This is a genomic window from Halorarum sp. SLYT50, assembly GCF_059821265.1.
On record NZ_JCAMRW010000006.1, the window covers coordinates 109,488 to 135,881 of the forward strand.

A 26,394-nucleotide genomic window follows, 5' to 3' on the forward strand; every position below is an offset into this window, starting at 1 on the left:
CCGACGACGGATAAGCTAAAGCCGATGACGACGTATCCAACAAAGCAGATAGTAACGAGGAAAGCCCCGGGGCTAGCAAGTTGATACAGTCGAAATAGTCCTCGTTCAAGCGGGGTGGTTGGCTGTCGAATCCGTCTGAATGGTCGATGATCCATCTCCCTACGGCCAGAGCCCCCGCGCCTCGTGGGCTTCAGCGATTCGTGAGAGTGCGACAATATAGGCAGCATCGCGCCACGTGACGTCGCGGTTCTCGTATTCGTCTTTGACTGCTCGCCAGGCAGCCTGCATCTCCGCTTCGAGTTCATCGTTGACTCGTTCGAGCGACCACGCTCGCCGATTAATGTCCTGGAGCCACTCGAAATAACTCACCGTGACACCGCCTGCGTTGGCGAGAATATCGGGAATCACGGCGACATCCCGGTCGGCGAGAATCGAATCAGCCGTAGACGTCGTCGGGCCGTTCGCGCCCTCGACGACGAGATCGGCGGCGATTGCTTCCGCGTTCTCTTTCGTGATCACGTTCCCCAGGGCGGCCGGAATGAGGACATCGACGTCGAGGGTGAGAAGCTCCTCGTTCGAAATCACGGTGTCCGCGTACGTGGTGACGGCTTCCGGCTCTTCGTCGTGGGACGGAACTGAAGCTGTATCGATTCCGTCCGGCTCGTACATCGCTCCATTCACATCGCTGATCGCGACGATGGTCGCGCCCCACTTGTCGAGGAGTCGGGCCGCATTCGCTCCGACGCTCCCGTACCCCTGAACTGCCACAGTGGTCTCATCGAGCGGCTGGTCGTAGTACTCGCAGACCAACTGTGTGATGATCGCAACGCTCCGTCCGGGGGCTTCTTCACGCCCTTCGCTGCCGCCGACCACTGGCGGTTTTCCGGTGACGACGCCCGGTGTTGTCTCGCCTTCCTGCATCGAGTACGCGTCCATCAACCACGCCATCGTCTGCGGATCCGTCCCCATATCCGGAGCGGGGATATCTTGGTTGGGCCCGATAACGTCGCGAATTTCTTGTGTGAACCGACGGGTGAGCCGCTCCTTCTCTTCCGGACTCAGCTCCTTCGGGTTGACCGCGACACCACCCTTGGCTCCGCCGAACGGGAGGTCCATGACGGCGCATTTCCAGGTCATCCACATGCCGAGGCCAACACACTCGTCTCTGGTCACGTCGGGGTGGTATCGCAACCCGCCCTTGTATGGCCCTCTGACGCTGTCGTGCTGCGCGCGGTAGCCCGTGAACACCTCGACCGTGCCGTCGTCCCGTTCGATGGGGATCGTCACCTCGTGGACCTTTTTGGGATATTTGAGCCGTTCAACGATGTTCTGGTCGATATCGAGGTAGTTAGCAGCGTGGTACAGCTGGCGGCGGGCGGTTTCGAGCGCCGATTCGGGTTCGGTCGAATCTGCCGCCTCGTCATCTGACTCGTCGCGGGTACTATCAGATTTCGATGCCATGGTCATTCGAGCGGCATTCGCCGGTTTCGCATCGGGCCGCTACAGTCGGGACACTGGCCGGGACTATCCTCCGCGATGATGATATTGCCACACTCGAAGCACTCGTAGGGGGTTTCTTCGTCTGATTCAGGGTCGACATCTCTCATTGTGAGTTCACGAGTGCCGCCAGGTGGAGTGGCGCACTCTAGAAAGGCGTAATAAGTGTATAAGGGAGTACTTGGCTGTTGACTACCAAATAGCGCTTCAACCAGAGGGTTTGTTATTGAACTGTCTCCGTGGAGGCCGTCACCGGGAGATTGTTCTCTTCGAAGAGTGCAGCAAACAGTTTCCGTTGGACGGTCCGGGCGTGTTGATAGAACGCGGGTGGCGAGATGCCGAGTGTCTCCGCTACGTCTTCGCCCGTGCTCTCACGGGGCGACTCGAAGAACCCACTGTAGTACGCCGTCTGGATCACCTCCAGTTGCCGCTCCGTCACTGAATCGAGGAACTTCGAGTAGAGATTGTGTTCAGCGGTCTGATCGAGCGTCTGCTTGGCGCGGAGTTCGACGCCAGCGAACGTCTCATGGACGAGCTGTGTGATTGTTCGGACGTCGATGCTGTCCGGGATATCGATGACGAGCGTCGTCGTGGTTGGATCAGCGGTCGCTTCGCGGAAGACGGCACCGTGATCGGCCAGCTCCAGGGCGAGGAACGGTTGTGTGAGCCGGAGCCGTAGAACGCCCCCCTCGCCGTCCGCGCTGATCCGCTGCACGTCGTCGATACCGACCAGCTGCGAGGCGGCGTCTGCCACGTCAGTTACCGCCCGGTCTTCGACGGTCACGAACACGTAGCTGCCTTCCGTGGACTGCTGGACGCCACCTTGATACGAGAGGGTGCATTCCGCGCTCTGTGCGAGTCGTGAGAGGACAAACTTCGGGTCCTTGATGGTGAATTCGACGCGTGTCATCGACGTTGTGAGTAACGCATTCTTCCGTTCGATCGCACTGAGTGCGGACGCGATGGTTTCGCCGAGTTCCCCCAGAACCGCCTTCGCCGTCTCGTCGAACGCATCCTGGGTCGGTGCGTACACCGTCAACACACCGTGGGTAAGGTCGTTGTACACGAGCGGGATGCTCAATACGGACAGGTAGTCCCGGGAGATGGCGGCTTTCCGCCACGCTTCGTCACGGAGTCCGGCAGCGACGTTCGTCACCATCGTCACATCGCCAGTGGCTGCGGTTTGTCCGGCTGGTTCTGCATCTGCCGATTGGACGGCGAACGACTGACTATCCAAGTACCCCTGTTCAGTGCCGGCCCAGGCCCGAGGCTCTAGGGTGTCGGTCGTCGGATCGGTGGTCCCGATCCAGGCGAATCGGAACCGATCGTCGGCGGTCAACAGCTCGCAGACCGTGTGATCGATTTCCTCGCGCGTCTCCGCCTGTACGAGGGCTTGATCGATCTCGCGTATCGTCTCGTTGATCCGGTTCAGGGCGGTCAATTGCTCGTTTTGCGTTTGGAGTGTTCGGTCCTGTTCCCGGAGTCGTGATTCCCGTGTGACGCGGTCGAAGGCTGCCTCCGCTGTGGCGGCGAGCAGGTCGGCCAACTCTCGCGCCACCTCATCGAACGCACCGACCTGGTCCGAGCCTGCAACGAACACGCCGTGGTTGCCGAGCGGGATGTAGGCCGCACTTCGGAGTTCAGTTGCCCGATTTTCGAGCCGGTCTGCCTCGTGAACGTCGTCGAAGAACAGCGCCTCGTCTTCGACGAAACTGTAGCTCGGGAGCGTTTCTCCATCGGCGTGCACGGTCGGGAGCGGCCCGTTCAACTCGGTCATCGTCGCCGAGTGAGCTGCGGGTCGAAGGTTGTTGGCCTCACCGTCGAAAAGGTAGATCGCACTCGCATCGAGATTGAGCACACCAGGTGTGTCGTCAACGACGTGCTGGGCGATTTCCTGGTGGGTTTCGGCATAGAGGAAATCGCGGGCCGTCTCGTGGAGCGTGGCGAGGGCCTCCTCGCGTTGCTTGCGTTTCGTGATATCCCGACAGCTGAACAGGAGGGTCCCGTCCTGGATCGAGACTTCGCGGACGTTGACGAGGAGCGTGTGCTCGCGCCCGGCTTTATCGGTTGCCGTCGTCTCGATGTTCTTGAGGACGCCGTCTTCTGCGAGTTCCTCCCGGTCGAAGAGGTCGTCGCCGAGGAGGTCATTGATTGTTCCGAGATTCCGGATCTCATCGACTGTGTAGCCGAAGATGAAGTGGACGTTGGGACAGACGTAGGTGTACTCGCCGGCTTCGTCCGTGATGAGGACGGTGTCGGTCATGTTGTTGAGCGTGACCCGGTGCAGTTCTTCGGATTCTCTGAGATTGCGTTCGAGGTCGACGCGCTCGGTGATGTCGACGCCTTCGACGACGATCGAGACGAGATCGCCGCGCTCGTTTTCGACCGGCCGCACAGAGAGGTCGATAACGCGCGGCTCATCGACGTCTGGCAGCTGTGGGACGACCGCGTTGCCGAACGTCCCCTCGAGTGCTTTCTCCACGAGTTGTTGGACATCCGTGTTCGTTGTATCGGCCTGTGACCACCACGGAAGCGTCCAAAACGGTTCGCCGACGATCGTGTCGATGTCTTCATCGACCATCTCTCGTGCTGTCTCATTCACACGGGCAAGTGCACCATCCGGGTCGAGCACCCACGTCGCAGTTCGCGAATCGTTGAAGATCGCGTCGAACTGTCTGGCCCGGTCCCGTTGTGTGGCCGACCGCTGTGCGGCTCGGATCGCACGCTCGGTTCGGTCGATGAGTTCGTCGGTCATCTGTGCTGGTGGGTCCGAGAGCGCGATGTAATCGGTGACGCCGGCTTCGATGGCCTCGCTGGCGATGGCTTCGCTTCCAGCAGTAGTCCCGAGCAGGACCGGGAGCGCAGGCGATTCCTCGCGGATTTCTCGGAGGAGGTCGAGTCCGGTTGTCTCTTCGAGCACGTACTCGGTAATGAGGCAGTCCGTGGGGTGCGTCCGGATGGTGTCGATTGCCTCCGTTTTGGTTCGAACGTGTTGTACACTGGCATCAGTCCGTTTCTCGAGCGTCGTGGCGAATTGCGTGAGCCAGTCGTCTGTCCCGACGAGCAACACTGTCGACGAATCCAGAATGGGTGGGGAAGCGGTCATTATTCGCCCATTGAGGGACGGCGAATGGTCCTCTCGGTGCCGATGCGAACTCGCCTCCAGCTCCAGTACTGGTCCGGCTCGGAATGTGCGTCCATTGCTAGTTAACTATCTAACTGCCCCGAGCCAAAGACGTTTGTTGTTTAACCCCCTGAGATAGGGCGGCGCGATACGGAATATGGAAACGCGAGGCCTTGTTGAAACCTATCACCGGTTGAGGGTTTCAACAAGGCCCAGTATTCCGCTATCCGACCAAACTCTCGAGGAATGACTACCCGACCTCCCACCACGCATCCCGAAGACACCACGAGCAACGAATCGCAACAGCAGTGCCAGTCGGCGTGGAGACTCGTCGCTGGAGCGAGTCTTATCTCGACGGGGCTCGCTGCCTATGAGATCGTCCCGGCGAGTGTTACCCCGCTCATTCGTGACGCACTGAATATTGGGCCGACGATCGCAGGGTTCCTGGTCGGGGTCATGTTCGGCACCGCAGTGATCGCAAGCCTCCCAGCTGGAGCGGTGCTCGACCGGGCGGATTCCAGGACTGCGATGGCACTCGCAGTGCTGACACTCGTTGTCGCCGGGACGTGGGGATGGATCGCTGGGGGGCGAGGGGATTATCGGTCTGTGATTGCCTCACGAGCGCTTGGTGGGGTCGCCTACGTCGTCGTCTGGAACGCTGGCATCGACATCGTGAGTCGAGCAGCGACCCGCGAGAATCGAGCGACCGCTGTCGGCATCTTCACCGCGAGTGGCCCGATCGGATTCGCGCTCGGTCAGGGGACCGGGCCACTCATTGCGCATCAGTTCGGGTGGCCCGCCATCTTTGTCGCATTCACCGGCCTCACGGTCGTCGGGCTTGTCCTATTCTGGCCGGCCAGTCGCGGACTTGGAACGAGCCGGGGAGACGCTCCGTCTCTTGAGGCGTTCGGTGCGGTCCTCCGGAACCGGGATGTCTGGTCGGTCGGGCTGCTCGGCTTTCTCGGCTATTCATTATACCTGTTCGTGAATAGCTGGGGCGCGTCGTATCTCACCGCCAAACTTGGCCTATCACTCGCAGTGAGTGGCCTCTTGGTGGCAGTGTTCCCCGCAATCGGGGTGGTCTCCCGGATCAGTAGTGGCCTCCTGTCTGATCGTGTCTTCGGTGGCCGTCGCCAACCCATCGTCCTTGGATCCTTCGCAGTCGCGGCTCCGCTCGTGCTCGTCTTTACTCGGTTTCGGTCTCTACCCCTGCTCGTCGCGCTCCTACTCATTACTGGATTTGCGGTCCAGCTGACGCTCGGCCTGTCCTTTACGTACGTCCGTGAGGTGGTTGATTCGCGGGTCGCCGCGACAGCGGTCGCGTTCCAGACGAGTATTGGGTTGGCAGGCGCGTTCCTTGCCCCGATTGCAGGCGGCGCCGTTGTCGATCTGACCGGTTTCGATATGGCGTTTCTCCTCGCTGGACTCCTCGCTCTCTGCGGGATCGCAGTCGCGTGGCGAGCACCTGAGCCAGCGCGTTTGTAGCAAACTCCCCGCTATCGAACGGCGTCGACACCCGAGAGCACAAATACAGCTATGACGACGTGACCCAGTCGCTACTGAGGCATTCGACTCCTGCCAATTCTTGAGATTAACCATCGGCCTGCCGGTGCCGACGTACCTGCTCCGGATTCGGCACCTACGGATGGGCGTCCCAGCAATGGAGAGCGTGCTCTCGTGCTGTGTCGAACAGCGCCTCACACGACCTGCACTCGTATGTCGTCTCGGGCCAGCGTTCGGTGACGAACATCGCGGTCACCGTCGTTCTGACCGGGACTGGGGCGGTCGCCCGCCGAACGTAGTCGTACCCAATCACCGTCCGTCGACGTAACGCTGACCGCGCCAGCCGTTCGGGCTTGTCCGCCGGGAGATACACCCAGCGGACGAACGCTTCTTCTGACGCTTTCGCCGAGGGTTGTAGAATGAGCCATCGGTCGTGCTCGTCGCGGAAGAGATTCCGTTCTGTGCCTCGATTCTGGAGATAAAGCGGGTCACCACGACCGGGGATCAGCCGAAGTCCCACGGACGGCGAGATCGGGTTGCGAAGTCGCTCTTCCAGTGCGAGCGAGCTGGATTCACCGGACAACGTCTCCTCCTCGAATTCGTCGAGGGTCACTTCGTTGATCATGAGTCGCCGGGACTCGTCTCGTCTGAGCCTTCCGCCGCTGTTCGCTCGTGCCGGTCGTTGTATCGTTCGAGTTCCCGGCCGATGCACTCCAGTGCCTCAACAGCACGTTCGATCAGCTGGTAGGTCGTTCGGGAGAGGCGAAGACTGTCCATCAGGCATCCTCCTCGTCCGGCTTGACGAGGTCGTTGCTCTCAGCGACGAGTTCCTGCACGGCGGACGCAGGATCCGCTTCGACTGGCAGCGTTCGATGATCGAGCGGAGCGGGATACGCGCGGTCGCCCTGCGAACAGAGTATGAGCAGCCACTCCTCGCTCCCGTCGCCGAGGACGACGTAGTGGTCAATGTCCTGACGCTGGAAGACTGTTCGACCTGTCCGGCTGACAGCACTCCAATTCGCCGGCAACGACGCCGACGGGACGCCACCGTCCGGCGTGAGGGCGTGATGTTCGTTGAACTCGGCGAGTGCGGCCTTGATGTCGTCACCGGTGAGATGCCAGCAGTCGGCCGGGCCATCACACACCAGCTGACTCACGACCGCATTGCGGAACTGGATGTAGTGCTGGTGGGCGACGCTCTCGTCGTCGTAGTAATCGAGGAGGAGTGCACAGGCGAGTTGCGCCGGGCCGCTCCCCGTATAGCCCCAGTCGAATCCTCCCGGACTGTGTCGCACGAGTTCGAGGCTCCGATCCGGAGTGAGGCGCTCATGACCGGTGAGCTTCAGCACCAGCGACGTCCCGTCGACGCGCAGCCCGACGTATTCGACGTGATCTCGATTCGCCTGCGACCGCGTCTGAGAACCAGACGCGTCGCTACCGCTCTTGTTTAGTGGAGTTCCCGTCATAGGTCGAACGCAGGGAGTTCTGTCCCCCCGCACCCCTCTCAGGGGGTAACAAACGAGCACTCGGACCACTCGGTCCGGCAGGCTTTTGCGTCGGCTCACCGGATTTGGATCTGTCACGGCTTCTCGCAGTCCCGGATATCGCTGCCATTCGTGGACCGTTCGATACGAAAGTGACCAGTCGTGCGTATCTCGCTGAATCAGCGCTCCCGCGTGGCTGCGTGAGATCGAGACACGAGACAACCCATGCAATCAGACGACATCCCCCCGATGGAACCGCTCGCATCGATCGTCGACCAGATGCGAGAGCTCGCCCAAGACGAACTCCCGTCGCCGAGAACCTGTAACATTCGGCTCTGGGACGACGACACGTTCGACGTCGTCATCTACCACTCGATGGGCGCCGACGAGAGACAAGCGCTTCGATACGAACGGACGACGGGTGAGATCCTCTGGGAGCACGTGCAGGGCGCCGACTGGAACGCATACTCACTCTCGGGGAACGAAACTCTCTATGAACCCACGTGTGAGGCGTCCGAGGTCCGCGTCGTCGCCATGGTTGAACCTCCGTACTCGAAGGAGGAGTAAGAGGGGCACTTCGGTCACTCGTCGTAGAGACACTGGGCGGCCGCATTCTCCCCGCCGAGCGTTTGCTGGTCTTCGGCTGTATCGGCGAAGAGGGCTGACTGCTCTCCGTTGGATGCTTGGTCTGCTTCAGGCCGATCGTCGACGCCGAACTCACTGGCTTTAGGGCGATCGAGCCGTGAATCTCGGTCGCGATGATCGACGTCTGCGCCGAAGTCCTCGAGCGAGGTCTCGACGCTCGTCTCCGTGACTTCGAGCTCACCATCCTCTCCGAACGCGGTCTGTCGTTGAATCTCGATCTCGGGTCGGTCGCTCATCTATTTCGAGCCTCCACCCGTGACGGCGCCGACAAACAGCCAGCGAGCGTCCCGTCAGGTATCATCTGACCGAAGCTCGCTGGCCCGGTCTTCGAGCCGGCGAAGAATCTGGACGCGTTGCTGGTGGGTGTTCTCGTAGGCGACGCACGCTCGCAGCGTCTCCATGTCGTTAATCGTCGCGATGCCGGCGTTGATAAGTCGTGTATTCGGTGGGTCGAGGCGCTGTTCCGGGGATAGGTCGCTCGAATCTGGATCGTGCTCTCCTGTGTCGCTCACTGCGGTCGCCTCCACGCCTCCTGAGGCGATGAAAAACAGCACCCGCCTGCTACTCGTCGTCTCCTGGTTGGATCTGGCGAGCGTCCTCGGCGAGGTCGTGGATGTACTCCCGAAGCGTTTCCATGTCCTCACGCGCGTCTTCGAGCGTCTTGCCTTTCGCCTTCGCGATCACCTCATCCTGATCCCTGGTTCCGGTTCCGCGTTTGAGCTTCACCGTGAGGGAGACGCCGACGTCACTTCGCTCGACGTATTCAGTAGGAGTCTGTCGCGCACTGTTGTCGGTCGATTCTGCGTTCGTACGGGACTGCTGGGTGGGTTCTGACATAGATCGCTCTCTGTGAACGTTAGTTGACGGACGGTGCGACCGGTTCGTCGACTGTCTCACGAAGGGCTGCATCTATCTCACGCTCGGTGAGTCGCCAGCAGCCGTCGGAACCTGTACATTCCAGCTGGCTCACGACCTCGGTCTTGAACGCCATGTACTCCGCCAGTGCCACCTCCTCATTGTCAGTGTAATCGAGCAGGAGCGCGAGCGCAAGCTGCGCTGGACCACTCCCACCATATCCCCATTCGAATCCCGAGGGACTGTGGTTCGCTAGCTTGAGACTCCGATCGGGTGTGAGTTGTTCCTGACCGGGCTGTTTCTCGACGATGACGCAGCCTCGGCGACGGTAGCCGACGTAGACGACGTCGCCGTCATCTGAGGCGCCTCTCTGTACGTGCGAGTATGAGTCGTTGATTCCACTCATCGTTTTGTTCGTGGGATGCTCGTTTGAGCACCCCCGCACCCCTTTTTGGGGGTGAAAAACCGCTCACAATCACTAACCAGATGGTCGATGGAACGACGGTGAACTGTCTATCTCTCATAGCCGGTATCGTCGTTAGTTGGATCGACACGGGCGAACTACAAGCCTAATACGCTCATGGGCGGACTGGGAGCCCGCAACAGCTGGTATAACCCTTGGACTCGTAGTTCGTCTCGCCGAGATACTATCCAATACAGATGGCCTCGTCCCGATCGAATATCGTCGTATTAGCCACCCTGCTTGAGAGATGTCTCAAGGTTTCTACCCACATTGGAATGCGAGGAGCTCTCTTTGTTGGAAGCTGGTTTGCTCTATATCACTGCAGGTCTCATAGGGACTCTATTGGGCTGGTTTCGCCCTCCATTCGCCTTTCTTTCCCTTGACTCGGACCCCTTCTTCGTTTTTGGAAGCGCGCTTATTGGGCTGTTTATCGTCCAAGGTTCGAGCTCATTACTCCTCTATCACTTTCTCGTCGGCTTTGAGGATGAGAAGTCACAATTTGCTGTGTTGATGGGATTTGTCAGCCTCGGATTCGGTGGGTCGCTCCTCCGGACGACTCTTCCTACAGCGATTCAGATCTCTACGACTTATCTCTGATTTTGCCCTTGATTGTCGGACTGATGCCGAGACTTCCTGACCGCCACCAGCCATAGAAGACGACAAAGAGGGCCGCTGAAAGCTGGAACCCTGTTTGGAGAACTCCTGCTTGCCCGATCAGCCACTCTGGCCCCTGGACGGCCAAGGGGGCGATGGAGACAGATGGGTCTTGATCGAGGGGAAAGACGTATCCTGACACGAAATTGAATCCCGCGTGAATACCGACCGGGAGTGCAAGTTGACCTGTTATCAGATACGCAAGACCCAGTAATAATCCTGCCCCAAGGTAGTGAAACCCGACGAGGAGTGTCGGTGCCGGGTGCACTACTGCAAATAGGAATGCCGAGATTCCCCATGCTGAAGCGATCGTAACTGGCGAAGAGACCAATCGCAGGTCAAGGCCTTCGATGGCGTTCGTCAGGATATACCCCCGATAGACGAGCTCTTCAACAAGTGCGATACAGACAGTGACCACGATTGCTAATCCAATATTAGCTAACGTACTGGCCGTCAAGGTGAACGTAGCCTCGGAAACTGCGAGCCATCCCATAGCAAGCCCTAGGAGTACTGCAGCTGTTGGAATTGCACTCCCGATTAGAGCGCCAGCAACACTATCTGTCAACCAGTACTGATCAATACGCAGACCGAAGCGGTAAACTGGTCTCTTATCGACAAACAGAGCCGCCGCAAACAGCAGTCCGACCGTACAGAGTACCAACAGCAAGCGGAGCCCAGCAGCTCGCAAGAGTCCCGTTCCAGACGGATCGATAAGCGCCGGGATTGCGAGGAAGACGACTGCATAGACCATCCAGAAGAGATAGACTCGAACAAACGCGCGTGGTCGTTGCTCGGTCTCGTTCCATGCGAGGAGTCGAAGCCGGCGAAGATATTCGCGCAAATATGGATGCATGATACTCTGAATGTGACGGTTACTGAATCAACTCATCTGCTCATTGAATTTCTGAATTCCCGCATCTGTTCCGGCGATAATGAGCTCGTCGTCCAGTTCGATACGGAACTCGGGCCCAACATCCGTAATCACCTCATCATTACGCTCAACGCCAACGACAGTACACCCTGTTTTTGAGCGGACTAATGCCTCTCCGAGAGTCTGTCCGGTCAGCTTTGGTGCGGGGGTACGAATCACTTCGACTTGCTGATCCAGCGAAAGCACGTCTTCGTCTTCGAGGATGGTTGAGGCGATCATGCGACCGCTCACGGTCGCTAGTGATAACACGTAGTCTGCGCCGGCGCGATACATCTTTTGAATACTCTGGGCCTCTTCAACGCGAGCGATAACCTCTGTCTGTGGACTGAGGTCACGAATCACGAGGGTGGCGAACTCGGACGTTGTGTCGTCAGGAAGCGTCAAAATCACCGACCGAGCATCATTGATCTCCGCTTCTTCTAGTGTTTCGGGATCAGTTGCATCTCCAATAACGTCAACACCCTCCATCTCCGTCTGGTCAACGACCGTGTACGGGAGATTCGCTTCGGAAAGTGCATCAGTAATCGTCCGGCCGACTTGCCCATACCCCACTACAATCGTCTCACCGTGGTCAAACCGTCTGATCTCTGAGAGCGTGAGCTCTTTCAATCGCTCGAGTTGATCCTCACGGCCGGTCACGAGCAGTACGGTCCCGTTCGTAAGCGTCGCCGTCGGCGAAGGTGGACTCTCAAATTCACCTCGAAACCAGGCTCCGATAACGTTGACACCGGCTCGCTCTCGAATACCGCTCTCGGCTAACGTCGTCCCGATCAATCGACTACCACGATGAATCGGCAGTTCAGCGATTTCGATGTCTCCCCCGATTTCGATTGACCCATCCAAATCGCTGGTCACCGAGGTTGTGACTTTCGAGGCGAGACTCTTGCCAAGAAGTGGGCGTGGTGAAAGAACCTCATCAGCACCGGCGAGCCGGTGATAGGCCGTACGATTCGGTTCTTCGACGACGCTGACAATTGGGATCTCCTCGGCGACCTCCTGGGCCGTCAAGACGATGCTCGCATCGACCTGATCTGAGACGTCAGCAACGAGTGCCCGCGCTTCAGGGAGCCCTGCTTGCTCGAGTCCGTCGACCGACTCTGGATCCTCGTGGATAATTGTGTACTCGTTCTCGTAGAGATCAGTTGCTCGCTCCCGGTCTGGTTCAACGATGACGTACTCTACATCCCATGATTCGAGTTCGGCGATGAGGGCATCGGTTCGAGGAGTAAACGAACAGATCACTACGTGGTCAGAGAGTCCGTTCTCGATCGATTTCGGAACAGTCGTTGAGAGCACATCTTCCAGGAGAGGAAACACCAACACGGGGAGGGCCATGAAAATCAAGGCCACGCCTGTGAGGTCCATCACGATGACGAACGCGTTCATTTCCGGACTCTGCCATGGGGCATCCGATCCAAATCCGGTAGTCGTGAACGTCTCAACGACGACCTGCAACGAGTGAAGGAATGAGAGACTCTCTCCTTCATAAATACGCATCCCGTGGTGATAGAGGACAGCGTACAGGAGAATGAGCCCAGTCAAGAGAACCGAATAATAGACAGTTCGTCGCTGCCACTTATCCATAACTGAGCAGAGTCACTCAACCACACTAAACCATGTGGAGTCGCATACCCTTCAGTGGCTCTTACTCTTCGAGCGACGTAGTGAGCGTATATCCCACATCGGAAAGCGCGGCAACGATGTGGGACTCGTGTTCGGGTTCTATCTCACCTTGTAAGCGAATGGTAGCGTTCTGGATGTCCTCGAAGGTGAAGTGATACGAGACAATCGCGAACTCTCCCTGTTCGTCGGTTCCCATGACCTCGACGACGACCTCATTAGCCCATTCGTATGTTTTTGTATCAGTTACTTCCTCCATCGACACTCTCTATTAGAGTTCGTGGGTTCGGTATAAGAGAATCTCGGCAGTCCGTCCACTCGCAAGAATAACTTCACAAACGGACTCTGAACTCTCTGATTTGGATTGAGTGAATCGAGACCACACAATAGAACTGAGGAAACCCTACTCTTCTCAGGGTTACAGGATCTGGCGGCCACATTCCTCACAATTCTCTAGACGGGGGTCCACCTTCGCACCACAGCCAGGGCATACGAGATCTACGTTGGAAAAGAGGAGGGTGTTGTTCCTAAAGCGTTGATAGTATTTCTTCCAATCAACCATACCTCTCTCGTTATCTAGGTTCTTATGGGTCTTTTGGGACTCCGACGGAAATCATCGATAACACGCTCTATGACCAATCCTGAGCGAACCTCAACTCACACCCCTTTCTCAAGAGGAATAGCGGGGTTTATGGAATTTACCCGTCTTCGTCCGAGCATGGTCATTTACGAGGCGGATGTTCCGGGTGTCGGAAAACGCTATGAGGTGGAAACTGGTGATACTGAACGATTCGTAGTCATCGTCCACCACGATGGCAAACGAGAGATTTTCCGTCGTGATCACCCAGATGCCGATGCTGAGAAACTCTTCGAGTTCCCGGCTGGTGTGTCGCGAGAGATTGTAACTGCACTTCAGGGTGTAGACTTCCAACCGCTCGATCTCGATGATGTCGATATGCCACTCGGAAACGCAATTATGGAGTGGGTCGAGATCCCCGATGACTCTCCACTCGCTGGTGAGACTATTCAGGAGGCACAGCTCCGCCAGAAAACTGGCGCAACCGTTGCTGCCATCCAGCGAGGAGATGACACTCTCGCCAGCCCGAAAGCGGACACCGTTCTCCAGCCGGGTGATATCCTCGTTGTTATCGGAACTCGGCCCGAACAGAAATCGTTCGAATCCCTGATCAAGACTGGATCTACAGAGACATCGAACTGATTTCTCTCATGGCTGGTGCACTACTCTTAGAGGTCGGTATCGCGCTCATTACGCTTGCTCTCGTTGGGGGCCTCGCCCACCGATTCCGGCAGTCAGTCATCCCTGGCTACATCGCTGCTGGCATCCTCGTTGGGCCGTACGTACCGACAGAGATCGGCGGTATCTCGCTTCGACTGGTCGGGAATAGCGAATTCGTCAGCACTGTTGGCGAACTGGGGATTATTCTCCTCCTGTTCTTCTTAGGATTGGAGTTTAATGTGGGAACACTGGTCGCAAACAAGACTCGACTTGCAAAGCTCGGAGGGCTCGATCTCGTTCTCAACGGGATCGTGGGGGTCCTCATTGGGTACCTGTTCGGCTTTGGAGTGACCGGTATCATCCTTATCACGGGGATTGTCTACATCTCGTCGAGCGCGATTATCACGAAGTCGCTCACCGATGCCGGGTGGCTCGCGAATCCCGAAAGTGACGTTATTCTCAGTACGCTCGTTGTCGAAGACATCGTCATTGCCGTGTACCTCGCGGTCGTTTCTGCACTCGTGTTGGGTGGGGGGACGTTCGCCGAAGCAACGATGACGGTCGTCCAGGCGTTCGTCTTTTTGGCCGCGCTTGCCGCTGTTGCCTATCTCGGAACAGACTACATCGAACGGATCTTCGACGTCGGGCCGGACGAATTGTTCGTCCTTCGTATCGTCGGGGTTGCAGTGCTGATTGGTGCAATCGCCCTCTCGATCGGTGTGAGCGAAGCGGTGGCTGCCTTCTTTGTCGGCACTGCCTTCAGTGAAACTGACCTCATCGAACGAATCGAACATCTCGTTACGCCACTTCGAGATATTTTTGCAGCAGTGTTCTTCTTCTCTATTGGGTTGTCCACCGACCTCCGAGTCGTCGCTGGTGTAGCGCTTCTGTTACTCGTTGCCGTCATTCTGACAACTGGAACGAAACTGATCAGTGGCTATGCGAGCGGGAGAGTATATGGGCTGAGCACCCTCCGATCAACTCGTGTCGGAATGGGATTAGTTGCTCGCGGTGAGTTCTCACTCATCATCGCGACACTAGCGAGTACGAGTGCAATTCCCGTGATTAGGAACACAGTTCCTGCATTCGCTGTTGGATACGTCCTTGTGATGAGTCTTCTTGGAACGCTGTTGATTGAGTATGAGGATACCATCTCTTCGGTGCTCGGCATCTCTCCGTAAGGATTCTAGATCGAAATCAACGGTCACCTCCTCATGAAACCCTCTCCTGCACCAGAAGAATTAGGACGTCAGCTGGGTCTGAGAGTTGCTCAGAGGCGGTATCTGATGTAAAATCATTACGCCAAGTGTGAGACCTCCTCGGACTCGTCAACGTCGTCGAATTCACCGCGCTCGACCGGCTCCCAGCCGTCGCCGGGGTCGGGACTCCACCAGTCGACCTCGTAGGCACCCGGTGCGCCGAGGATCTTCATCCTCGCCGACCCGTCAGGCAGGTCGCGACGAAGTTTTTCGTCGACGTGGAGGTTCCAGGTCGTGCCGGTATCGAAGTAGACGAGGACAGCTTCCTCGTAGCCACGATCCTCTTGCGATTCTTGGAGTTCCACCTGTGTGTTACAGTGCTTGCAGAACACGCCCTCGAAGGGGATGTGGCTGAACACCTCGTGCCCGCAGACCGGACACCAGAGGAACTCGAACAGTGCCTCACTGTGTCGGTCAAGTACTTCAAGGGTCATTGGTTGACTAACCCGGCCGTCCCGGGTCACCACCTCGTGCCCGGCCGAAAAACAGCGCCCAGCGCTCACTCACCGTTCGGCGCCGTAGACGATGCGTGAGGGGGCTTCGTACCCACAGTCGGGACAGTCGTACCACCGCTGGACCTTCGCCCCGTCTGCTGCCTTCTCGCCGACGCGAACGTCGTCGTTCGGACACTCCGGACAGCTGAGGTCCGGAGCCGGTTGCTCCCGGAGCTCGTCACGGAACGACGTCGCGTCCTTCGTCTCATACCCCCGCGACCACACCGGGTAGCCGTCGACGAGGATTGCCCCGCGCCACTTGTACCGGTAGGAGTCCGGAGTTCGATGCAGGACAGCTCGCGCACTGGTCTCGGTGTTCCGATACGCGAGCGTCGGCGAGCGGCTCTCGCGTCGCCAGTTGGTGATACGGGGCATTATTCAGAAATGGACGTCAGCGGGCACGATCCAGAGCTCCTCACTCTCCTCGAGGAGTCGATCCAGCTGTCCACGGTGACGAATGCCGGTTCCGTGTTCGGTGTACAGGAAGATCGTCGGGCCGTCGTACGCACCGACCTGGTGGAAGGCGTGTCGGGCGAGGTCCTCGTCGCGCATGATCTCCTCGTCGGAGAGCTCGTCGATGGCCTCCTTCACCCGGTCGAGATTACGCTCGAATTCCTCCTTCGTCGCCTCCCAGCCACGCTCGAGCAGGTCCTGGCCGTCATCGGAGTCGACGGGGGCTGCCGTCGGCAACTCCCCCCATCGTGCCTTCCCCGCAACGGACGTGTCCTCCTCGTCGAAGGTCACATAGTAATCGAAGACGGCGCTGGCGTGTGGGTCCGCGCCGACCAGGCGGTCGAACACCGAATTTCCGGTGGCCAGTGCGTCGTCGTGGGTCGATTCTTCTACCAGAGCGTAAATTACCATGTGCATCTCGAACACCTCGAAACGCCGACGCACCGGGAGTGATTGCTCGCTCGCTCCAGCTGCGCCGGCACCCATCGCCGGCGCTCGAAAAACCTGATCTAGCGGTCGATTTTTAGGACTCGTTCGCTCGGTCGACTGTGATGGTTAGATCGCCCGACGCGTAGTCGGCCTCGAAGTCGACCGCGAACGCGTCCGCCTCGTAGGCGGCGTGGTAGGCGCGGTGGCGTTCGAGCGAGCCTGTCGCCTTGAAGTGGAAGAACGCAGCCGACGTGTAGGGCTTACTCTGCGTCTCGATTTGCGTTTCGACTGACGCCGGAAGTGCGATCTGTGGCGTGTCGGTGTCAACACTCGCAGCGAACTCCTTTGCCTCCTTGACGGTCGCCTGCGAATGGGCGGGCGTCTCACCGGTTAGCACGTTCATCGGCGTCTCCGTGTCGTCGGTGAACAGGACATCGTGGAAGGTGCGCGTCCCGAGGACTGCGTCAGGACCTAACTCGCAATCGTGGAATGGATCGTCGTCTGGATTCTCGGGCATCAAATCACGAGCCCACGGTGGGGCTCAGTCCTTTCTGCCCCAGACAAACCACAACTTGTCTCGATGTAGCGGAGGTAAGTCCCGAAAAAAGAGCGTCCTGCCCGCACTTCCCGCCGCAGAATCAGGCGTCGATGATTCGATCGGGCTCAATCCGGGACAACCGCATCGCGTTCCCGGTGACGCCGAGGCTCATCCCCATATCTCCGACAACGACTGCCAGCGCAACGCTGACCAGGCCCAGCGGCACGCCTAGCGCGAGTAGGAGCTTCACGCCGAGGCTGGCCCAGATGTTTTGCCGGATCACACCGTTGGCCGTATGCGACAGATCGTACAGGTACGGGAGTTTCCCGATGTCGTCGCCCATCAACGCAATATCAGCCGTTTCGAGGGCGGTGTCGGTGCCCGCCGCGCCCATCGCGATGCCGACCTCCGCAGTGGCGAGCGCGGGGGCGTCATTGATGCCGTCGCCGACCATCGCAACCTCCCCGTACTCCGCCTGTAACTCTTCGACTGCGTCGACCTTCTCGTCGGGCAGGAGTTCGGCGCGATACTCATCGACACCGACCTGCTCGGCGATGGCGCGGGCGGTGCCCTCGTTGTCGCCGGTCAGCATCACCACGCGCTCGACGCCCAGCTCGTGCAGGCGTTCGACAGCCCGCTTCGAGGCCGGGCGAACCTCGTCGGCGATGGCGATCGCACCCAGCAGTTCCGACTCCGTCCCGACGATGACGACCGTCTTGCCCTCCCGCTCCAGCGCGGAGAGTGCATTCTCGGCAAACGCCCCGTCGTCGGACTCTGACGACTCTTCCGCTACGACGCCGCCGTCCGTCTCGCGGCGTGCTCGAGCGAGGTCGAAGCCCAGCTCCTCGAAGAGCGCGGGCTTGCCCGCATAGTACGTCTTGCCGTCGATCTCGCCCCGGATGCCCTTCCCCGTGAGGCTCTCGAAACTCGTCGCATCGGGCAGATTACCCACGCCCGTCTCCTCAGCACGGGCGAGAATGGCCGCAGCGATGGGGTGCTCACTGCGACGCTCCAGTCCGGCGGCGCGACGGAGCAGATCGTCCTCCGTGGTGTCACCGACCGGGACGACGTCGGTGACGGCGAGTTCGCCCTTCGTGAGCGTCCCCGTCTTGTCGAGCGCGACGGCATCGACTTCGCCCATCGCCTCGAGGTAGTTGCCGCCCTTGATCAGGACGCCGTTCTTCGCGGCGCTCGTAATTCCCGACACCACCGAGACGGGCGTCGAGATGACGAACGCACAGGGACAGGCGATCACCAGCAGGGTGAGCCCCCGGATGAACCACGTCTGCCAGTCGCTCGCGAAGGTGAACCCGTACCCGGCCAGGTCGACCGAGATGGGGTCGGCGATGACCAGCGGCGGGATTGCGGCGGTCAGGATTGCCAGCACGACGACGAGGGGTGTGTAGTAGCCGGAGAAGCGGTCGACGAACTGCTCAGACTCGGTCTTCTTCGCCTGTGCGCCCTGGACCATCTCGATGATGCGCGAGAGCGTCGAATCGCCAGCGGTTGAGGTGACCTCTACCTCGAGGTACCCCTCTTCGTTGATCGCGCCGGCGTAGACCTCATCGCCCGTCTGCTTGTCGACGGGGACGCTCTCGCCCGTGATCGGCGACTGGTCGACTGCACTCCCGCCTTCGATAACCGTTCCGTCGAGCGGAATCTTGTCGCCGGGGCGGACGACGACGGTCTCGCCAACGTCGACCTCCTCGGCGGGAACGGTCACTTCCTCACCGTCGCGAAGGACGGTCGCCTCGTCGGGCGAGAGTTCCATCAGCTCGCGCAGGGAGTCCCGTGCCCTGTCCATCGCGTAGTCCTCGAGCAGCTCGGCGATGCTGAATAGGACGGCCAGCGTCGCCGCCTCGACGAAGTAGCCGATACCGGTCGCCGCGATGATCGCCGTTCCCATCAGCAGGTCGATGTCGAGGCTTCGGTTCTTCGCGGAGTAGTACCCGCTACGGACGACGGGGATGCCGCTGGCGGCGACGGCGCCGAGGAACAGGACATCTGCGATGTGGAGCGGGTACTCGAGGACGCTCGCCACCGTGGCGTTCTGTCCGGTGAGGAGGAACTCAAAGAGGAGGCCGAGCGTGACGAACGCCGCGCCGAGCCACGTCTTCTTCGCGCGAGGACTCGTCCAGACCTCCGATGGTGGCGCGATGTCGACGCCATCGGCCGCCTGGTTGTCCTCATCATCGCCCTCGGCGTCCGAGCCCCCGACGACCTCGTAGCCGGCGCCTTCAATCGCCTTGACTACGTCGGCTTCGCTAGTTCGATCAGGGTCGTACGTGACGTTGGCCGTGCCGGTGGTCGGCTGGAGCGTGACGTCAGTAATGCCGTCGACACGCTGGAGGCTCTTGTTCACCTTTTGGGCGCAAGAGGGACAGTCCATCTCGGGAACGGCGAGGTGGGCGGTCAGCTCACGTCGCTGTCCGCCGCCGCTCGTTCCTCCTGCTGCGTCCGGATTCTCTGTCATCACGTCACGGTAGGAGCGGGAGTTCGATATGTCTTTGTTGGAATATTCCAACTACGGCCCTCAGTGGGATGCCAGCCGTTCTTCCGCTACCCGCTCGCCGGCGACATGTTGCTTCGCCAAATGTTCTTCCGCCCGACGGAGTCGGTAGGTGAGTGTTGACCGTGGCACGTCGAGATGCTCTGCGAGTTCTCCAACATCGACCTCGCGGGGTGATTCGTAGTAGCCGTGTTCGACGGCGGCCTGGAGAGCAGCCTCTTGGGCTGGAGGCAATCCACTTGGTGTTCCGTCGCTTCCCCTAGCTGATGTTGTGTCCGCTGTGCGGAGCATCTCCATCTGGGCGCACTCCCCGACGGCGACTTTGAGAGCGTCGAAGAACGCCGCCACGTCGCCATCGCCGGAGTGGATGAGTCGCCACGTGTAGTGGCGGCCCTCGTGACGAGTCTCGAACAGCACGCCGTCGCCGAGGTGGTCGCGAGCGATGTGGGGGACTGAGGCGCAGGTCGGAGTGCGCTCCCAATCTGAGTAGAGGATGAGCGCGTCGTCCGTGCGGTCGAGGACGCGGGTGGTCTGTGTGGCGTTGCAGTCCTCGGTGGCGAGACAGTCAGCGTAGTAGTCGCCGTTGAGAAAGGCGTCCTCGATGGCGTTGAGCGCCTCAGGCGTACCGGTGGCATGGTCGACCCGCCAGAGACGCTCGGCAGTGGCGTGCAGCGAGAGCGAGCGAACGCGAGCGTCGGGGTGGTCGGCGAGGGCGTCCGCCACCCTGTTGCAGCCGGGCTCGTATTCGAGAGCGAAGACGAGTTCGCGCATACCCCGTCTAAGGCCTGCTACGACATAACCCATGGCCTGCAGCGTTGTCGACCAGTAGATCTCAGATTACGTCGTCAGGGTCGTGAACTTCCTGCATTCGCTGTGCTTCGGCCGCGTATTGCTCCTGGAGGTCGGGGTCATCGACCATGCCAAGATTGCCGGGTTCAGCATCGACTGCTGCTGTCGTATCTCGGACGTCGGTGAAGGACGTGAGTGCGCGTTCCTTCCGATAGTACTGTTCTCCATCGGGTGTTGCGTAGGTGAGGATGATCAGGTTCTGCTCGTCATCGGAGTACGTCCGTTCGACAAGCCAAACACGAACGTCATCTTCAGACTGATTTGACATACTTAGACATCCCCCGATATCCACTAAGGGATTGGTGTTACGGCTTGCCGAGACTCGCTGTCTCGAAGGGTGATTCTCCGGTCGGAATGAGGAGCTCCTGTCGGTCTCCGACTCGCTCGGCCAGCTTCTGTTTCAGGTACTGTCTCGCCGTCGACGGCGTGAAGACGCCCTTGTCGAGCATGTCGCCAACGACGTCTTTGAGGGCCGCGAACTGTCCCTGCAGGTGGCCGTCGCCGACCGGCTCGCCGTCGTACCAGCGCACCGTCGCGAGCGCGCCGTTCCCGACCGTCTCTCCCTGTTCGACCGTCTCCGAGTCGTACTGGAGCCCGAACCACAGCGTCCGATAGGCGGTCGCCTCGAACGTCGTCGACACCACGAAGAACGCCTCGTGGTGGAGGTAGTCGAGATGGTCCGCGACGATCTCGTCGAGGGTGAGCCCGGTGGCGCGGGGTTTCGGCTCGACGACCGTCGACGGTCGATCCTCGCCAGCGAGGTAGCCGTCGACCGCATCTGCCTCAAGGCCATCGGCAAGCTCTGCGAGGAGCTGTTTCGCCCACTTGGAGTCGGTGTCGTCGCCACCGAACGGCGACTCAGCCGAAATTCGGTGCTTGAGCTTGAGGTTCGCTGCGCCCCAATGGCTGTAGTGGAGCGTGTACTGTCCGTCTGTGCGTTCGTACGCAACGAGTGCGCGGTGTCCCATCGAGCAATCACCTCACGGGGCGATCGCGACTGGATCTCCCCGCACCCCTCCCGGGGGAAGAAAAACAAACAGCTGTGACCGGTTCGAACAGCCTACTGGGTTAGTTCTGTCCCGGCGATTATTCATAGTCCTGTACTAATAGTGGGGCAATGTCATTAGAGTCGGAAGAAATTCACCAGCTGCTAGAATGGGCAATTGACTGGCAACACGATATCAGCCGTAATTCGACACCTGATGCGTTTGAAGCAAGCGAACGCTCGTCGTCACCGTGGGCTCGCCATCGTTCAAATTATGCGTTCGAGAAACTAGCACAGGAGACTTTCCCGCTCTATGACTTGGGAATTGCTCCATCTGATATAATGTCAGATGTGATGGGCATCATCCAAGACCTGGCATTCGAATCGGACGCTGAGGTAGACTGGGACGAATATCACTATCCCGTTGAGGAATCGATTGAAGAAGATGGACTGGTATCGACGTACGAGGCAAAAGTCAATCAGGTCATTGCTGAAATCGGGCAGGGTGAGCAACTGGAAACTATCTTCTATTTCCCGTTGAATATACAATGGGCTGGCTCTCCGCCAGAAATTGAGATTTTCGATATTACCTTCCAGCCAATCTCTGAGTCTGAATGGTCTGAGCAGCTTTCAGAATTTAGAAGGTATCCCGACACATTCGGAACTGGGACGGTGGAGTCGCTGTGTGAGGATACAGATTATAGCTATTGGACGACGACTATTCAGTCGAAAGGACGTAGCTATGCAGCGAATAAGCTCAATACTGCTCTGAATCTGTTGTGTGCGAAGATCAATCATACACTCTATTGTTGGGAAATTCAGCGATTGAGCGAGCGGGACCAGTCCTCGCCAGGGAACCCACGGTGGTCATGGATACAAGAACCGATGGCTGTCCTTACAGCTGGCACTGACCATCCATTAGAGGTCGCCATCACCAATAGGAGTTCACCTCGCACTGTGGACTTGGATTGGACTAATGGAGATCTGCCGGAGCGGTTTGAGGAGATCCCGTCCTTCAATTATGGCGCTGATGGACTTGCAGGGATATTCCAAGATGCTCTTTTAGAGTATCAGCGAGCAATGCTCGAGACAGAACGTCAGAATGCATTTTTCGGATTTTGGCGGTGTATTGAAGAACTCACATTAGCTGGGCACGGTGAAAAAAGCGAAATCGTTGACCGGGCGATGTGGGCATATAGTGTCAGTGCCAGTGAGGCCCACGAAATATTTTTCAAAACCATCACTGAGCAGCTCTATGACACACGGAACAAATGGGTCCACGAAGCAAACTGGGGGGACATCTGGGAAATCCATGAACGCGTGGCCAAGTACTTAGCTGATTCATTGATTCATTATATAGACGATTTCTATGGGCTGGATCAAAACGTGGTGGCAGAGGCCTTCCGATATGCCCGTATGGAAGAGCCCCAGCGAGAAAAGAAGCAACGCCAGGCCAAACAACGTCTGGAGGCACTAAATGAACTCAATAATATCGAGCAAGACTGTCCATAGTTGATTTGGCGGTTTACAGGTTGGGCAAGTAGTGTGCGAAGCTCTCCGGCGGAGTCCTGAGCTAGCGAAGGTCTCGGAGAACTTCGAACCTCGCGATTCCGATGTCGTGGTCCGTAAGGTCCTAAACTTTCGTAGACCTCAAAGTCATCGTAGCCGTTCTAATTTTCGGCAGGATTTGGAAGCACCTCGTGGGAATCGTTCGTGCTGACGAGCAAACACTGCCTCGTAATGCTCCCGCTGGGACACCGCAGTCCCGTCTTCCTGCTCTGATTTTGTTGCAGTCCTTCCTCTGCCCGGCTTCGTGTCGTAGTGAGGGACGAAGAACGGTACTCGGACAATCGGGTCTGACGGCCACTCGCCGGGTCCTGTTCACTGTTGGCCGCGGACTGAACGCCAGGCACCGACACGGTTTCTGAATCCTCCGTGCCGGCCTCAGAACGGACACGCTCGCAGGTGGGGCGTGATGGAAAGCTGGCGTGATTTCCCCGCGCCGTGTAGACACAGGGATTCGCCGTTTCCATCCGACTCCCAGAGAGGTGTTTTCGTCCGACATTGACCGCGCCGACCACATCTCGGTCGCACTCATACTCACAGCTGGGACAGTAGAAGTGGCCGCCGTTGCGTAACTCGGTGTGATCTGTCGGGGCCTTCACGGTCTTGCCGCGTTCGCCACATCGCGGACAGTAGCGTGATGTCCCCCAGGGATTCACCGTCTCGACGTCGAGCCCGAGGAGGTCACCCTTGTACCGGAGCCGCTCAAGTAACTTCCCATGGGCCCACGTCGAGATGCTCCATGCCGTCACGCCACCCGTCTCTTCGGCCTCAAACTGCCCTAGCGACTCGAGGACGATCGTCTCGCACTCGTGAACGGCCGCGAGCCACACCAGCTGATTTGCTACATCGTGCTGGATCTGGTCGCGGAGACGTCGCTCCTTCCGTCGCGTCCGGCGATATTCGCTGAGGAGGTGAGCGAACTGCTCGGTATGGCTCTTGCCCTGTTGGCGGAGTTCGGCAAGGCGGCTGTCTATGCCCTCGGCGTCGGCTTTCACTCGAAACAGTTTGTCCTTCGCGTGGTGGTCGACGAAGTTGGGTGGCGCGATCTGGGATTCCTCCTTCCCGTCTTCAGATCCGTCTAACACAACCGCAGTTGCCTGCTTTTTCACGCCGAGGTCCACAGCGAGAACACGGTCGGAAGTGGTGTCTACGGAGGTCTCGGGAACATCCACTGGCACGTCCAGCGTATAGCCGTATTCGGAGGAATGCAGTGTCGGCGCTTTCAGCTCCCCTGCCTCAAGCATCTCGTTGAACCGTTGGTGGGCTGGGAACCGTATTTCGTGCTCTGTCCAGTCGGCATACGAGTTGGGCGATAGCGAATCCGGCGCCTTCAGCATCACCACGACTTCTCCGTCCGCGGCTTGGACCTCGTGGATGTCTCCACGACTGTCCGGGCCGAAGGGAACCGTGTCGTCGGGCTGGGGACAGTCGACGAGGTCCGTGTATGCTTCAGGAAATCGGCCATTCCGGTCGTAATGATTGTTTAGCTGCTCGACGACGGTTTCGATATTGCTCCACTGGATGTACGGTGAGTCTCCACTATCGAATAGGCGGCTTCGAAGCTGCTGCCATCCAACCCGCCTGATTTTTCGTTCCTCGACAGTTTCGACGATGAACTGGAAGGCACGGTACTTCTCACGATGAGCTTTTAGAATCCGAGTAACACGATGGTAGATACATCGCTTGAATCGGTTGTAGAGGTATGCGTCTGTGTCCTCGAACGGCTCGTACTCGTCGTCTCGGACGTAGGTGTGGTCGTTGCTATCGCGGGACTGAATCGCTTCGAGGTGCCTGTCTCGCCAGTATTCTTCCTTGAGCAATCGACGGAGATGGCGTTGCCCGAGCTCTAGGATTCGGGAACAGGCAGCGTGATACTCTCGGGGAATATGGAATTGTTCAGTGAGGTGGGTCATTTGTTGGCCTCGTGGTTCTCTCCCCCGCACCCCTTCTGGGGGGCAATAAACAGCCTCAGGAGCGAGACATCCGGATTCATCGTTATACCGCCGCTCAGGACTCGATCTGTGTTCCGGCGTCCCCGCTGTCTTCCGGCTGGGAGAGCAGACTCACGTCTTGCAGGAGAGCTCTCGCTGCCTCTATCCGCTCCTGATCTGCGTTGTCGAGTCCGGCCGTCTCGATGCGTTTGAGATTGGTGAGTGAGCGATGCAGTCGATATCCGGGTGTGTTGCGTGGGTCCATTTGAAGCGCCTCGCCGATTCACGGCGCAGAGAAACCTCTCCGGCTGCGGGTAGCTGTCGGACGGGGCCTGCTCGTTAACCAACATTGGTGTGTTTCTGTGTCGCTATGTTGGTTAAGGCGAGTCCTGACCCGCTTTGCTGGGTCCGTAGCGAGCTGAGCCACACACCCGGCACTCCCAGATCGGTTGTCCCGTCCACGCCTCATCCGAGACCGATTCGTGGATCTTGAACCGATGGTCGGTCGCCCGTCCACAGTTTTGACAGTCGAGTTCCTGCGTCGTCGATACCGCCGACACCTGGCGAGCAGCCGCAGCCTCGCCAGTGGATTCGCTCAGCGCCATCGCTGGAACCAGCCACATCGTGTCGTCGGCGTCGTCGAGGACCTCAGTGAGCCGCGACGCGTTGCGGATGCCGTTCCCCCGCTGGTCGTAGAGGCGCGTCGGGGACTGCTCATGGCGCTCCGACGCTCCCTGTCCGTTCCAGCCTGTCCGGTCACGGGCGTCCCTGAGAAGCTGCTCTCCCTCCTCTGACGACACCTGTACCGCGTCGGGGAGTGAGGGCCATTGCTCGGCCAGCTGGCGCGCCGGCGCCTCGTCGAGGTCGTAGATGAGCGTGTAGTCGTCGACGGCCGGCTCCGCGTCGTTGGCAGTGAGGAGGTTCGCCGCGGCGCCGCCCTTCGCAACGGCTCCGTAGAACGTGGTCGACTCGACGACTATGTGAACGATCCCGAGAAGCGTCGCGTCTTCCGTCCCGTCCGTACTGGTGCCTTCGTCACCAAGATGATTGGTGAGACAGAACCGGCATTTCGTCCGGTCAACCGGGATCGACGCGCCACAGGACTGGCACTCCCCGCTGGCTTCCGTCGGTTCGTCGGGGTAGCCGCCCGTAGTCGTCGCGACGCGTTGCCGCCGGGGATCGCCATCACAGCCTTCGGTGAGCTTCTCGTCTGGAATGTGGGACGCCTCGCCGGTCGGCCGTAGCTCCTCAAAGTCAGAATATCGGTTGTACATCGATTGGCTCGTAGGTTCTGCCGGGATGCTATTTCAATGTCAGGGTGACCGTGCTCGCGACTACTTCTTGATTATGCGCGAAGACACAAACATA

At 59.0% G+C, this 26,394-nt stretch carries 29 protein-coding genes; 5 read left to right on the forward strand and 24 right to left on the reverse strand.

Features of this window, described 5'->3' with window-relative positions; translation table 11 throughout:
* Positions 1-159 precede the first annotated feature (159 nt).
* The 3 genes from gdhB to AC6RUA_RS20235 form a co-directional block, all read right to left on the reverse strand.
* Entirely contained in the window at positions 160-1,461 is a 1,302-nt protein-coding gene (gene gdhB / locus AC6RUA_RS20225; RefSeq protein WP_499816416.1) for a glutamate dehydrogenase GdhB, read from the reverse strand.
* A 2-nt stretch (positions 1,462-1,463) separates the two neighbouring features.
* Positions 1,464-1,607: a rubrerythrin-like domain-containing protein gene (locus AC6RUA_RS20230; protein WP_499816269.1), complete on the reverse strand. Its 144-nt coding sequence runs from the start codon at positions 1,605-1,607 to the stop codon at positions 1,464-1,466.
* A gap of 113 nt (positions 1,608-1,720) precedes the next feature.
* Positions 1,721-4,603 (reverse strand): bacterio-opsin activator domain-containing protein, encoded by a 2,883-nt coding sequence (locus AC6RUA_RS20235; protein ID WP_499816270.1) that lies wholly within the window; start codon positions 4,601-4,603, stop codon positions 1,721-1,723.
* A gap of 264 nt (positions 4,604-4,867) precedes the next feature.
* On the opposite strand from AC6RUA_RS20235, the gene AC6RUA_RS20240 reads away from it, so the two are divergent.
* A complete protein-coding gene (locus AC6RUA_RS20240) occupies positions 4,868-6,106 on the forward strand; it encodes an MFS transporter (protein ID WP_499816271.1) in 1,239 nt (412 codons plus the stop codon).
* A gap of 154 nt (positions 6,107-6,260) precedes the next feature.
* Here the strand turns inward: AC6RUA_RS20240 and AC6RUA_RS20245 are convergent, their stop codons facing one another.
* The 3 genes from AC6RUA_RS20245 to AC6RUA_RS20255 are packed head-to-tail and all read right to left on the reverse strand — an operon-like array spanning position 6,261 to position 7,590.
* Positions 6,261-6,749 carry a hypothetical protein gene (locus AC6RUA_RS20245; protein ID WP_499816272.1) on the reverse strand — a complete coding sequence of 163 codons (489 nt, stop codon included), beginning with the start codon at positions 6,747-6,749 and terminating at the stop codon, positions 6,261-6,263.
* Positions 6,746-6,901 carry a hypothetical protein gene (locus tag AC6RUA_RS20250; protein WP_499816273.1) on the reverse strand — a complete coding sequence of 52 codons (156 nt, stop codon included), beginning with the start codon at positions 6,899-6,901 and terminating at the stop codon, positions 6,746-6,748. The genes AC6RUA_RS20245 and AC6RUA_RS20250 overlap by 4 nt, the downstream gene beginning before the upstream one ends.
* Positions 6,901-7,590: a DUF6166 domain-containing protein gene (locus AC6RUA_RS20255; RefSeq protein WP_499816274.1), complete on the reverse strand. Its 690-nt coding sequence runs from the start codon at positions 7,588-7,590 to the stop codon at positions 6,901-6,903. The genes AC6RUA_RS20250 and AC6RUA_RS20255 overlap by 1 nt, the downstream gene beginning before the upstream one ends.
* A gap of 267 nt (positions 7,591-7,857) precedes the next feature.
* On the opposite strand from AC6RUA_RS20255, the gene AC6RUA_RS20260 reads away from it, so the two are divergent.
* Positions 7,858-8,175 carry a hypothetical protein gene (locus AC6RUA_RS20260; RefSeq protein WP_499816275.1) on the forward strand — a complete coding sequence of 106 codons (318 nt, stop codon included), beginning with the start codon at positions 7,858-7,860 and terminating at the stop codon, positions 8,173-8,175.
* 14 nt (positions 8,176-8,189) lie between these two features.
* Here AC6RUA_RS20260 and AC6RUA_RS20265 read toward each other — a convergent pair whose 3' ends face one another.
* The 7 genes from AC6RUA_RS20265 to AC6RUA_RS20295 form a co-directional block, all read right to left on the reverse strand.
* Complete coding sequence (locus AC6RUA_RS20265; protein ID WP_499816276.1) at positions 8,190-8,489, reverse strand: hypothetical protein; 300 nt, start codon at positions 8,487-8,489, stop codon at positions 8,190-8,192.
* Positions 8,490-8,543: 54 nt separating this feature from the next.
* Positions 8,544-8,765 (reverse strand): DUF8129 domain-containing protein, encoded by a 222-nt coding sequence (locus AC6RUA_RS20270; protein WP_499816417.1) that lies wholly within the window; start codon positions 8,763-8,765, stop codon positions 8,544-8,546.
* Positions 8,766-8,814: 49 nt separating this feature from the next.
* Positions 8,815-9,090, reverse strand: a complete 276-nt coding sequence (locus AC6RUA_RS20275) for a DUF7389 domain-containing protein (RefSeq protein WP_499816277.1) — start codon at positions 9,088-9,090, stop codon at positions 8,815-8,817.
* Positions 9,091-9,109: 19 nt separating this feature from the next.
* Complete coding sequence (locus tag AC6RUA_RS20280; RefSeq protein ID WP_499816278.1) at positions 9,110-9,514, reverse strand: DUF6166 domain-containing protein; 405 nt, start codon at positions 9,512-9,514, stop codon at positions 9,110-9,112.
* Positions 9,515-10,151: 637 nt separating this feature from the next.
* A complete protein-coding gene (locus AC6RUA_RS20285; protein ID WP_499816279.1) occupies positions 10,152-10,976 on the reverse strand; it encodes a CPBP family glutamic-type intramembrane protease in 825 nt (274 codons plus the stop codon).
* 129 nt (positions 10,977-11,105) lie between these two features.
* Positions 11,106-12,740 carry a potassium channel family protein gene (locus AC6RUA_RS20290; RefSeq protein ID WP_499816280.1) on the reverse strand — a complete coding sequence of 545 codons (1,635 nt, stop codon included), beginning with the start codon at positions 12,738-12,740 and terminating at the stop codon, positions 11,106-11,108.
* A gap of 61 nt (positions 12,741-12,801) precedes the next feature.
* Positions 12,802-13,041 (reverse strand): hypothetical protein, encoded by a 240-nt coding sequence (locus AC6RUA_RS20295; protein ID WP_499816281.1) that lies wholly within the window; start codon positions 13,039-13,041, stop codon positions 12,802-12,804.
* A gap of 453 nt (positions 13,042-13,494) precedes the next feature.
* Between AC6RUA_RS20295 and AC6RUA_RS20300 the strand changes: the two genes are divergently transcribed.
* Entirely contained in the window at positions 13,495-13,995 is a 501-nt protein-coding gene (locus AC6RUA_RS20300) for a cation:proton antiporter regulatory subunit (RefSeq protein ID WP_499816282.1), read from the forward strand.
* A gap of 8 nt (positions 13,996-14,003) precedes the next feature.
* Complete coding sequence (locus AC6RUA_RS20305) at positions 14,004-15,194, forward strand: cation:proton antiporter (protein ID WP_499816283.1); 1,191 nt, start codon at positions 14,004-14,006, stop codon at positions 15,192-15,194.
* A gap of 116 nt (positions 15,195-15,310) precedes the next feature.
* On the opposite strand, the gene AC6RUA_RS20310 is transcribed toward AC6RUA_RS20305, so the two are convergent.
* The 8 genes from AC6RUA_RS20310 to AC6RUA_RS20345 all read right to left on the reverse strand — a co-directional run bounded on the left by AC6RUA_RS20310 (position 15,311) and on the right by AC6RUA_RS20345 (position 21,512).
* Entirely contained in the window at positions 15,311-15,706 is a 396-nt protein-coding gene (locus AC6RUA_RS20310; RefSeq protein ID WP_499816284.1) for a DUF7567 family protein, read from the reverse strand.
* A gap of 69 nt (positions 15,707-15,775) precedes the next feature.
* Positions 15,776-16,141: a DUF7568 family protein gene (locus tag AC6RUA_RS20315; RefSeq protein ID WP_499816285.1), complete on the reverse strand. Its 366-nt coding sequence runs from the start codon at positions 16,139-16,141 to the stop codon at positions 15,776-15,778.
* A gap of 3 nt (positions 16,142-16,144) precedes the next feature.
* Positions 16,145-16,636 (reverse strand): DUF7995 family protein, encoded by a 492-nt coding sequence (locus AC6RUA_RS20320; RefSeq protein WP_115862222.1) that lies wholly within the window; start codon positions 16,634-16,636, stop codon positions 16,145-16,147.
* 106 nt (positions 16,637-16,742) lie between these two features.
* Positions 16,743-17,165: a DUF8025 family protein gene (locus AC6RUA_RS20325; RefSeq protein WP_050051690.1), complete on the reverse strand. Its 423-nt coding sequence runs from the start codon at positions 17,163-17,165 to the stop codon at positions 16,743-16,745.
* Positions 17,166-17,286: 121 nt separating this feature from the next.
* Positions 17,287-19,659 (reverse strand): heavy metal translocating P-type ATPase, encoded by a 2,373-nt coding sequence (locus AC6RUA_RS20330; protein WP_499816286.1) that lies wholly within the window; start codon positions 19,657-19,659, stop codon positions 17,287-17,289.
* A 60-nt stretch (positions 19,660-19,719) separates the two neighbouring features.
* Positions 19,720-20,466 (reverse strand): helix-turn-helix domain-containing protein, encoded by a 747-nt coding sequence (locus tag AC6RUA_RS20335; RefSeq protein ID WP_050051691.1) that lies wholly within the window; start codon positions 20,464-20,466, stop codon positions 19,720-19,722.
* A gap of 61 nt (positions 20,467-20,527) precedes the next feature.
* Positions 20,528-20,812 (reverse strand): DUF7967 family protein, encoded by a 285-nt coding sequence (locus AC6RUA_RS20340; protein ID WP_006183450.1) that lies wholly within the window; start codon positions 20,810-20,812, stop codon positions 20,528-20,530.
* 37 nt (positions 20,813-20,849) lie between these two features.
* Complete coding sequence (locus AC6RUA_RS20345; protein WP_251344734.1) at positions 20,850-21,512, reverse strand: DUF6735 family protein; 663 nt, start codon at positions 21,510-21,512, stop codon at positions 20,850-20,852.
* 149 nt (positions 21,513-21,661) lie between these two features.
* Here AC6RUA_RS20345 and AC6RUA_RS20350 point away from each other — a divergent pair, with 149 nt between their 5' ends.
* On the forward strand, positions 21,662-23,041 hold the full coding sequence (locus AC6RUA_RS20350) for a hypothetical protein (protein ID WP_499816287.1): 1,380 nt from the start codon (positions 21,662-21,664) through the stop codon (positions 23,039-23,041).
* Positions 23,042-23,199: 158 nt separating this feature from the next.
* Here AC6RUA_RS20350 and AC6RUA_RS20355 read toward each other — a convergent pair whose 3' ends face one another.
* From AC6RUA_RS20355 to AC6RUA_RS20365, 3 genes are all read right to left on the reverse strand, one after another.
* Positions 23,200-25,008: a zinc ribbon domain-containing protein gene (locus AC6RUA_RS20355; protein WP_499816288.1), complete on the reverse strand. Its 1,809-nt coding sequence runs from the start codon at positions 25,006-25,008 to the stop codon at positions 23,200-23,202.
* 94 nt (positions 25,009-25,102) lie between these two features.
* Positions 25,103-25,291: a DUF8012 family protein gene (locus tag AC6RUA_RS20360; protein WP_008526032.1), complete on the reverse strand. Its 189-nt coding sequence runs from the start codon at positions 25,289-25,291 to the stop codon at positions 25,103-25,105.
* A gap of 112 nt (positions 25,292-25,403) precedes the next feature.
* Positions 25,404-26,300: a biosurfactant protein 1 gene (locus AC6RUA_RS20365; RefSeq protein WP_499816289.1), complete on the reverse strand. Its 897-nt coding sequence runs from the start codon at positions 26,298-26,300 to the stop codon at positions 25,404-25,406.
* Between the last annotated feature and the right edge of the window lie 94 nt (positions 26,301-26,394).